Annotated in this window: 8 protein-coding genes and 1 pseudogene; 5 read left to right on the forward strand and 4 right to left on the reverse strand. The window is 72.5% G+C overall.

Annotation, left to right across the window (positions count from 1 at the left end; translation table 11 throughout):
- Positions 1–782, forward strand: a 782-nt coding sequence (locus EYA84_RS19975; protein ID WP_275540807.1) for an ATP-dependent helicase C-terminal domain-containing protein, incomplete at its 5' end; no start/stop codon positions are given.
- Positions 783–906: 124 nt separating this feature from the next.
- Here the strand turns inward: EYA84_RS19975 and EYA84_RS19980 are convergent.
- On the reverse strand, positions 907–1,635 hold the full coding sequence (locus EYA84_RS19980; protein WP_131054571.1) for a PP2C family serine/threonine-protein phosphatase: 729 nt from the start codon (positions 1,633–1,635) through the stop codon (positions 907–909).
- A gap of 222 nt (positions 1,636–1,857) precedes the next feature.
- On the opposite strand from EYA84_RS19980, the gene EYA84_RS19985 reads away from it, so the two are divergent.
- Both EYA84_RS19985 and EYA84_RS19990 read left to right on the forward strand, forming a co-directional pair.
- Positions 1,858–4,470 (forward strand): glycoside hydrolase family 9 protein, encoded by a 2,613-nt coding sequence (locus EYA84_RS19985; protein ID WP_131054572.1) that lies wholly within the window; start codon positions 1,858–1,860, stop codon positions 4,468–4,470.
- A gap of 158 nt (positions 4,471–4,628) precedes the next feature.
- On the forward strand, positions 4,629–5,153 hold the full coding sequence (locus EYA84_RS19990) for a GNAT family N-acetyltransferase (protein ID WP_131054573.1): 525 nt from the start codon (positions 4,629–4,631) through the stop codon (positions 5,151–5,153).
- Positions 5,154–5,245: 92 nt separating this feature from the next.
- Here the strand turns inward: EYA84_RS19990 and EYA84_RS19995 are convergent, their stop codons facing one another.
- From EYA84_RS19995 to EYA84_RS20005, 3 genes are all read right to left on the reverse strand, one after another.
- Positions 5,246–6,214: a TIGR03885 family FMN-dependent LLM class oxidoreductase gene (locus EYA84_RS19995; RefSeq protein WP_131054574.1), complete on the reverse strand. Its 969-nt coding sequence runs from the start codon at positions 6,212–6,214 to the stop codon at positions 5,246–5,248.
- A gap of 104 nt (positions 6,215–6,318) precedes the next feature.
- Positions 6,319–7,731 (reverse strand): NADP-dependent succinic semialdehyde dehydrogenase, encoded by a 1,413-nt coding sequence (locus EYA84_RS20000; protein WP_131054575.1) that lies wholly within the window; start codon positions 7,729–7,731, stop codon positions 6,319–6,321.
- A 14-nt stretch (positions 7,732–7,745) separates the two neighbouring features.
- Positions 7,746–8,009, reverse strand: a complete 264-nt coding sequence (locus EYA84_RS20005) for a DUF6343 family protein (protein ID WP_131054576.1) — start codon at positions 8,007–8,009, stop codon at positions 7,746–7,748.
- A 121-nt stretch (positions 8,010–8,130) separates the two neighbouring features.
- On the opposite strand from EYA84_RS20005, the gene EYA84_RS20010 reads away from it, so the two are divergent.
- Complete coding sequence (locus EYA84_RS20010) at positions 8,131–8,727, forward strand: antibiotic biosynthesis monooxygenase (protein ID WP_131054577.1); 597 nt, start codon at positions 8,131–8,133, stop codon at positions 8,725–8,727.
- Between the two features lie 119 nt (positions 8,728–8,846).
- Positions 8,847–9,164: pseudogene (locus EYA84_RS20015) on the forward strand (SGNH/GDSL hydrolase family protein); the annotation flags it as partial.

Here is a 9,164-nt window from a genome sequence, read left to right on the forward strand (position 1 = left end):
CGCGGGTCCGGCGGGCGGCGGTGCTGGACGAGGCGACCGCCCGCGAGGTCGGCGCGGTGCTGCTGCGGACCGACCGGGAGGTCGGCTGGTCGGGCGGGGACGTGGTGGCCCGGGAGGTGGTCCGCCTGGGCGCCATCGAGCTGGTCGACCGGCCGCTGTCCCGGCCCGGACCGGCGGAGGTCGCCGCCGCCCTGCTGGCCGGGTTGCGGGACGTCGGCCTCGACCTGCTGACCTGGACGCCGGCGGCGCGGACGCTGCGCGACCGGATGGCGTTCTGCCGACACGCGCTCGGCGACGAGTGGCCGGACGTCACCGACGAGGCCCTGCTGGCCGGCGCGCCGAACTGGCTGGGGCCCGAGCTGGCCGGTGCCCGGCGCCGGGCCGACCTGGCCCGGATCGAGGTGGCCGGTGCGCTGCGCAGGCTGCTGCCCTGGTCACTCGCGGGACGGTTGGACGAGCTGGCCCCCGAGCGGATCGCCGTGCCGAGCGGCTCCCGGATCCGGGTGGACTACACCGACCCGTCCGCGCCGGTGCTGGCGGTCCGGCTCCAGGAGACCTTCGGCTGGGCGCAGGCACCTCGCGTCGGCGGCGGTCGGGTGCCGGTGCTGCTGCACCTGCTCTCACCGGCGGGCCGCCCGGTGGCGGTCACCGCCGACCTGGCCTCGTTCTGGCGCACCGGCTACCGGCAGGTGCGCGCCGAACTGCGCGGGCGGTATCCCCGGCATCCCTGGCCGGAGGACCCGACCACGGCCGCACCCACCCGCCGCGCCGGACGCGGCTGACGTGAAAGGAAGGGTCCCCTGCTAACGCCTGGTGCATAGCAGGGGACCCTTCCTAACACACCCGGCAACCGCCGCGCCCACCCGTCGGCTGGACGCGGCGACCGGGTCGGGGTGCGGCTGCGCGTCAGGGCTCGTCGACGATGTCCGCGATGACCACGGTGATGTTGTCCGGACCTCCGGCGCGCAACGCCAGGTCGATGAGCTTGCGGGCGCACACCTCCCGGTCCGGGTGGGCCGGGAGCACCTCGGCCAGGGTCTCGGCACGGACGACGTTGGACAGTCCGTCGCTGCACAGCAGCCAGCGGTCGCCGTGTCGGGGCAGCATCGTGGCGTAGGTCGGGGAGACCTCGTCGCCCTGCAGGGCCTGGGTGACCACGGCCCGACGGGGATGGCTGCCGGCCTGGTCCGGTGTGATCACCCCCTGGTCGACGAGCATCTGCACGAACGTGTCGTCCCGGGTGATCTGCTTGAGCACGCCGTCGCGGAACAGGTACGCCCGGGAGTCGCCCACGTGGGCCAGCGCCAGGCAGCTCCCGGTACGCGCGAAGAGCAGCGCGGTCAGCGTCGTACCCATCCCCTGCCGCTGCGGGTCCTCGGCCACCGCCTGCCGGATCCGGGTGGTGGCCGACTGGATGCCGTCCTGCAACGCGGCGACGAGCGCGTGCTCGGGTATCTCCACGTCCAGCGGCGCCACCGCCTCGATGGCGATGGCGCTGGCCAGGTCGCCCGCAGCCATCCCGCCCATGCCGTCGGCGACGGCCACCAGCCAGGTCCCGGCGTGCAACGCGTCCTGGTTGCCGCTGCGGATCAGCCCACGGTCGCTCGCCCCCGCGGAACGCAGCTTCAGGGTCATGGGACGCAGCCTGCCAGGAGAAGGCCTCCGTTGTCTCTAGGAGATCAGGACGGCCGGGCGTGGCGCGGCGAATCTCACTGGCCGACGACCTCCGAGCCCATCGGACAGGATCGATTGACATCGCCCCGTCCACCCTGGAAACATGCCCGATACCTGGGAGCGCTCCCAGGTTTCCCGCATACGCACACCACCATTCCGTCCCGTTCGTCGGAAGGAATATCCGTGACGCCATCCCGACGTCGCCTCGCGGCGCTCGCCGCGGCGACCACCGTGGCGCTGGCCGCTGTGAGCGCCGGCACCGCCCACGCCGATCCCCCGGCCGAGGCCCCCGAACAGATCACGAACGGCGATTTCAGCACCGGCGTGTCGCCGTGGTTCTCCTTCGGCACCGGTCCGCTCGGCGTGACCGACGGCCAACTCTGCACCACCGTCGCCGGTGGGCTGGCCAACCCCTGGGACGCCGGCATCGGCCAGGACGCGGTGGCGCTGGTCGCCGGCGCCGAGTACACCCTCGGCTTCGACGTCACCGCCACCCCCGGCAGCGCCGTGACCGCCGTGCTGCAACTGGGTAACGCCCCCTACACCGGCTACTACTCGGTCACCGCCGCCGCCACCCCCACCCAGCAGCGGGTCGAGCGGACCTTCGTGGCGCCCGAGGACGACGAGCGCGCCCAGCTCATCTTCCAGGTCGGCGGCGCCGCCGAGGGCCAGACCGTCTGCCTGGACAACGTCTCGCTGCGCGGCGGCAACCCGCCCGAGCCGTACGTGCCGGACACCGGCCCCCGGGTCCGCGTCAACCAGGTCGGCTACCTGCCCGGCGGCCCCAAGAACGCCACGGTCGTCACCGACGCCACCGAGGCCCTGCCCTGGCAGTTGCGTGCCGCCTCCGGCAGTGTGGTCGCCAGCGGCACCACCACCCCGCGCGGTGTCGACGCGGCGTCGGACCAGAACGTGCACTCCGTCGACTTCTCCGGCTACCGCACCCCCGGGCAGGGCCTGACGCTCGCCGTGGACGGCGAGGTGAGCCACCCGTTCGACATCTCCGGCGCGCTCTACGAGCGACTGCGCTCCGACGCGTTGCAGTTCTTCTACATCCAGCGCAGCGGCATCGCCATCGACGGCGATCTGGTCGGCGAGGAGTACGCCCGGCCGGCCGGTCACCTGGGCGTCGCCCCGAACCAGGGCGACACCGACGTGCCGTGTCAGGCCGGTGTCTGCGACTACCGGCTCGACGTGCGCGGCGGCTGGTACGACGCCGGTGACCACGGCAAGTACGTCGTGAACGGCGGCATCGCCACCTACCAGTTGCTCAGCACCTTCGAGCGGACCAAGAACGCCGCCACCGCCGGTTTCGGTGCCGCCCTCGGCGACAGCACGCTGCGGGTGCCGGAGCGCGACAACGGGGTGCCCGACATCCTCGACGAGGCCCGCTGGGAGCTGGAGTTCCTGCTGCGGATGCAGGTGCCGGCCGGTAAGCCGCTGGCCGGGATGGTCCACCACAAGATCCACGACCGGAACTGGACCGGCCTGCCGTTGCAGCCCGAGGACGACCCGGAGCCGCGTGAACTGCACCCGCCGTCCACCGCCGCCACGCTCAACCTGGCCGCCGTGGCCGCGCAGTGCGCCCGACTGTTCGCCCCGTACGACGCGGCGTTCGCCCAGCGCTGCGGCACCGCCGCCAAGACCGCGTACGCGGCGGCCAAGGCCAACCCGACCCGGTACGCCAGCCCGACCGACGGCAACGGCGGCGGCGCGTACGACGACAGCAACGTCACCGACGAGTTCTACTGGGCCGCCGCCGAGCTGTACCTGACCACCGGCGAGCGGGCGTACCTGACCGACCTGACCGCGTCTGCGCACCACACCGGTGACGTCTTCGACGTCCGGGGCTTCGGCTGGCAGAGCGTCGCCGCGCTGGGTCGCCTCGACCTGGCCACCGTGCCGAACGGGCTGCCCGCCGCCGACCTGGCCCGGGTTCGCGCCTCGGTCACCACCGCCGCCGACGGCTACCTCGCCGAGATCCAGCGGCAGGCGTACGGGCTGCCCATGCCCGGTGACGCCGGCAGCTACTTCTGGGGCGGCAACGGCAACGTGATCAACAACGCGGTCGTGCTGGCCACCGCGTTCGACCTGACCCGCGAGGCGAAGTACCGCGACGGTGCGGTGCAGGCGATGGACTACATCTTCGGCCGCAACGCGCTGAACATCTCGTACGTGACCGGGTGGGGCGAGCACGCGGCGGAGAACCAGCACAGCCGCATCTTCGGCCACCAGTTGGACCCGTCCATGCCCAAGCCCCCGGTCGGTTCGCTGGCCGGCGGCCCGAACGCCGCCCTCCAGGACCCGTTCGTGGAGCAACTGCTGGCCGGGTGCGCGCCGATGTTCTGCTTCGTCGACGACATCGCCTCGTACTCCACCAACGAGGTCGCCATCAACTGGAACTCGGCGCTGACCTGGATCTCCTCGTTCCTGGCCGACCAGGGTGACGCCTCGGCCGTACCGGCGCCGACGTGCTCGGTGTCGTACACCAACTACGGCTCCTGGCAGGGCGGCACCGGCTTCACCGCTCAGGTGGCCATCCGCAACACCGGTACCAGCGCGGTGAACGGCTGGACCGCCCGCTTCGCCTTCACCGGCGACGCCAAGGTCCGGGAGGCCTGGACGGCGAAGGTGACGCAGGCCGGCGCCACGGTGACCGCCAAGAACGAGTCGTACAACGCCCGGATCAACCCGGGTGGCACGGTGACCTTCGGCTTCAACGCCACCACCGGCCCGGGGGCCAACCCCAACCCCGGCCTGGTCACCGTCAACGGCTCTCCCTGCACCGTCTCCTGAACCCCGGGTGGGGGGCCGTCGGCGACCGGCCCCCCACCCGGCCCCCTCTCGTCTCGCCCGCCTCGCCCGCCTCGCCTCGTTGATCAAGAAGTTCGGGTCCCGATCCACGCTGGATCGGGACCCGAACTTCTTGATCGTCGCGTGGCAGCATGGCCGGTATGACGGAGATCGTGGTGCGGCGGGGCGGGGTGGCGGATCGGGACAGCGTGCTGCGGCTGCTCGACGTGGCCATCGCGTGGTTGGCGGAACGGGGGCGTACCGGGCAGTGGGGTACCGCGCCGGCCTCGACCGATCCGCGCCGGATCGCCCAGGCCGACGGATGGGCCGGCGGCGGCGGACTGTGGCTGGCCGAGATCACCGGACAACCGGTCGGCGCGCTGGTGGTGGGCGCCGCCACCGAGTACGTACCACCCGCCACCGAGCCGGAGCTGTACGTGAACCTGCTCGTCACCGACCGGGCGTACGCCGGGGCCGGGATCGGTGGCCGGCTGCTGACGCACGCCGCCGAGCTGGCCCGGGACCGCGGCGTGGACCTGCTGCGGGTGGACTGCTACGCGGGCGACGACGGCGCGTTGGTCCGCTGGTACGAGCGGCAGGGTTTCACCGCCACCGACCCGTTCACGGTGCCCCGACCGGACGGCGCGCGGTGGCCGGGACAGGTGCTGGCCCGCCGCCTCGACTGAGCCGTCGCCGGCCCCGGGGTCCCCGGGGTCCGGACCGGGTCAGGTCAGGTCCCGGTCGGGCCCCACGGCCGACCGGCTGCGGACAGTGCTGGTCAGCCGCTACGGCCGCGTAGCTTCGGCAGCACCTGCTCACCGAACGCGTCGAGGAACGGACGCTGCTCCTGCCCGACGTGGTGCAGCGCGATCTGGTCGAACCCGAGCTCGATGTACTCCTCCAGCCAGCCCACGTGCCGACCCAGGTCGGCGGAGATGTTGACCACCTCGGCGAGGCGGCTCATCGGCACCTCGGCGGAGACCACGTCGAAGTGTTCCGGGGTGGCCAGGTCCCAGCAGACCGGTGGCGCGAAGACGTTGCTGCGCCACTGGTCGTACGCGATCGCCTCGGCGTCGGCCTGGTCCGGCGCCCAGCTCAGGTGCACCTGGAGATGCACCGGCCCGCGCCCGCCGGCCTCCCGGTACGCGTCGACCATGCGACGCAGGTGCTCGGGCGCGGCGTTGACGGTGATCAGCCCGTCCGCCCACTCGGCGCACCAGCGGGCGGTCTCCACGCTGACCGCCGCGCCGACCAGGGCGGGCGGCTGCTCGGGACGGCTCCACAGTCGGGCGCGGTCGACGCGTACCAGGCCGTCGTGGCTGACCTCCTCACCGGCGAGCAGTGCGCGGATGACGTCGACGCACTCGCGCAGCCGGGCGTTACGCACGTCCTTGCGCGGCCAGACCTCGCCGGTGATGTGTTCGTTGGCGGCCTCGCCGGAACCGAGGGCGGCCCAGAACCGCCCCGGGTACATCGCGCCGAGGGTGCCGATCGCCTGCGCGATGATCGCCGGGTGGTAGCGCTGCCCGGGCGCGTTGACGACCCCGAAGGAGAGGTCGGTGGCCTGGAGCGCGGAGCCGAGCCAGGACCAGGCGAACCCGGAGTGGCCCTGCCGCTCGCTCCACGGCGCGAAATGGTCGGAGCACATGGCCGCGTCGAAGCCGACCTGCTCGGCATGGATCACCGCTTCCAGCAGCGCGCGCGGGTGGATCTGCTCGTGGGAGGCGTGGAAGCCGATCGCCGTCATGCCGGCCTTCCCTACCCACGCTCGCCGGGATGTAAGCAGGGGTCCCCTGCTAACGCCTGGTGCATAGCAGGGGACCCCTGCTTACATCCCGGCGAGCCCGGCGACTACTCGGCGTGGGCGCCCGCACCGGCGGTGGCCGCGCCCTCGCCCACCCAGACGGTCTTGACGTTGCAGAACTCGTGCATGCCCTGCGCCGACAACTCCCGTCCGTAGCCCGAGTTCTTCACCCCACCGAAGGGCAACTCCGGGTACGACGTGGTCATGCCGTTGACGAAGACGGCTCCCGCCTCCAGGTCGGTGGCGAAGCGCTCCTGCTCCTGCGGGTCACGGGTCCAGGCGTTCGACCCGAGCCCGTACGCGGTGCCGTTGGCCACCTCGATCGCCTCGTCGTACGACGCGACCCGGTACAGCCCGGCGACCGGCCCGAACACCTCCTCGCTCCACATGCGCATGTCCGGCCGCAGGTCGGTGACCACGGTCGGCGGATAGAACCAGCCGTCACCGGCCGGCTTCTCGCCGCCGCAGAGCACGGTGGCTCCCTTGTCGACGGCGTCGCGGACCTGGGCGTCGACCTCGTCGCGCCCCCGTGCCGAGGCGAGTGGTCCGACGTCGGTGTCGTCGTCCATCGGGTCGCCGACCCGCAGGGCCGACATCCGGTGGGCGAACGCCTCGGCGAACGCGTCGTACACGTCGGCGTGCACGATGAACCGCTTGGCCGCGATGCAGGACTGGCCGTTGTTCTGGCAGCGGGCGGTGGTGGCCACCTCGGCGGCGAGTTCCACGTCGGCCGAGGGCATCACCACGAACGGGTCACTGCCACCCAGTTCCAGCACGGTCTTCTTGAGTTCCCGGCCGGCGATCTGGGCGATCGAGCGGCCGGCGGGCTCGCTGCCGGTGAGCGTGGCGGCCCGGACCCGGGGGTCGCTCAGGATCCGGTCGACGGCGTCGGAGCCGACCAGCAGTGTGGTGAAGGCTCCTTCGGGGAAACCGGCCCGCCGGAACACGCTCTCCAGCAGCAGCGCGGTCTGCGGCACGTTGGAGGCGTGCTTGAGCAGTCCGGTGTTGCCCGCCATCAACGCCGGTGCGGCGAACCGGACGACCTGCCAGAGCGGGAAGTTCCACGGCATGACCGCCAGCACCGGCCCGATCGGCTGGTAACGGACGAACGCCCGGGTCGCGGAGACCGCCGACGCGTCGGCCGGGCGGTCGGCCAGGAACTCGGCGGCGTGCCGGGCGTAGAACCGGCAGGCGCTGGCGCACTTGGTGACCTCGGCCTTCGACGAGGCGAAGGTCTTGCCCATCTCGGTGGTCATCAGCCGGGCGATCTCGTCGCGTTCCGCCTCCAGCAGGTCGGCCGCGGCCTCCAGCCACCGCCCGCGCTGCGCGATCGTGGTGGACCGCAGGTCCCGGTACGCCAGGTCGGTCCGCTCTATCGCCGCGTCGACCTGCGCGTCGGACATCGCCTCGTACGTCTTGAGCACCTGTCCGGTCCGGGGGTCGGTGGTGGCGATGGACATCAGGGCTTCTCCCGTCACTCGAAGAGCGAGTGCCGTACGCCGGGCTCCTCGCGACGGCGGGCGGCACGACGACGTTGGATGACGGCCAGGTCGACGACGGCGATCACCGCGAGAACGACGCAGACGACACCCAACCAGGCCACATCGGCACGGAACGCCAGCACCGCGAAGACGACCATGGAGACGAGCCCGAAGCCCGCCAGTACGAGCCTCAGGTTCAGCGCGCTGTTCGCGTGGCCGACCGTGCCTCGGGCGCGTCGGGGCTGTGATCTGGTCATCGCCCCCACCTACCCGGCGGTGCCGGGGCTAACCGTCGTCGCCGGGGCCCGGTGGTGCGTTGCGTTACATCGACCGCCCGTCGAGGGGCCGGTCCGGGTCGGCGCGAGGAACATGGAGGGCATGACCGTGATCCCTGCCGCGCCGGTGACCGTCGCCGTGGCCCGACGTGCCGACCCCGCCCGCACCGACGAGATGGTGGCGTGGATGCGGGCCGGGACGGCGCTGGCCGAGGTGTTCCCGGGTTTCCTCGGCGCCGGTTGGGTGCGCAGCGCACCCGGCTCGGGCGAGTGGCACATGCTCTATCGCTTCGCCGATCCGGACACGCTGAGCCGCTGGGAGGAGTCGCCTCAGCGGCACTGGTGGTTGACCTCGGCGCAGGGCATCGTCGAGCACACCCGGGTCGAGCGGCGGACCGGCATCGAGGGCTGGTTCGACCCGCCCCGCGAGGAGACCGTGGAGGTGCTCGACGCGGCGCCGACGGTGCCCGCCTCGCCGCCCCGCTGGAAGCAGGCGATCACCATCTGGCTGGCGTTCTTCCCGCTCAGCCTGTCGGCGACGCTGCTCACCGGACATCTCCTGCCCGACCTTCCGGTCGCGGCCCGGGTGCTGGTCATGACGCTCACCCTGACCCCGCTGATGACCTATCTGGTGCTGCCCCGGATCACCCGGGCGCTGCACTGGTGGCTGCACGGCCACCGCGCCCCGTGGCGGGCATAGCACGCGACCCTCGTCCACGACAGTTCTCTGCCGCATCTCCGACACCGACACGGGAGCACCACCGGCCCCACGCGTAGAGTCACCCTGCTGTCGCTCTGTGCTGTGAGGCTGGGGAACTCATGCCTAAACGCTGGACCACCGCCGTGGTCAGCCTGCTCGCACTGGTCGCGCTCGCCTGCGAGGGCGGCGCGGAACCGACACCACGCCCGAGCGACGGCACACCCCGGGCCGGTGCACCCAAGGTCGTCGCGGCGCTCGGCGACTCGATCACCACCGGGTTCGGCTCCTGCCTGGTCTTGACCTCATGCGAGCGCAACTCCTGGTCGACCGGGGACGGCCTGCGGGTGGAGAGCCACTTCCGCAGGCTGGTGGACCGCAACCCCGGGCTGCGCGGCCACAACCACGCCCGTCCGGGCGCCCGGGCCGCCGCACTGGCC

The organism is Verrucosispora sp. SN26_14.1 (genome assembly GCF_004307965.1).
Classification (GTDB): Bacteria; Actinomycetota; Actinomycetes; order Mycobacteriales; family Micromonosporaceae; genus Micromonospora.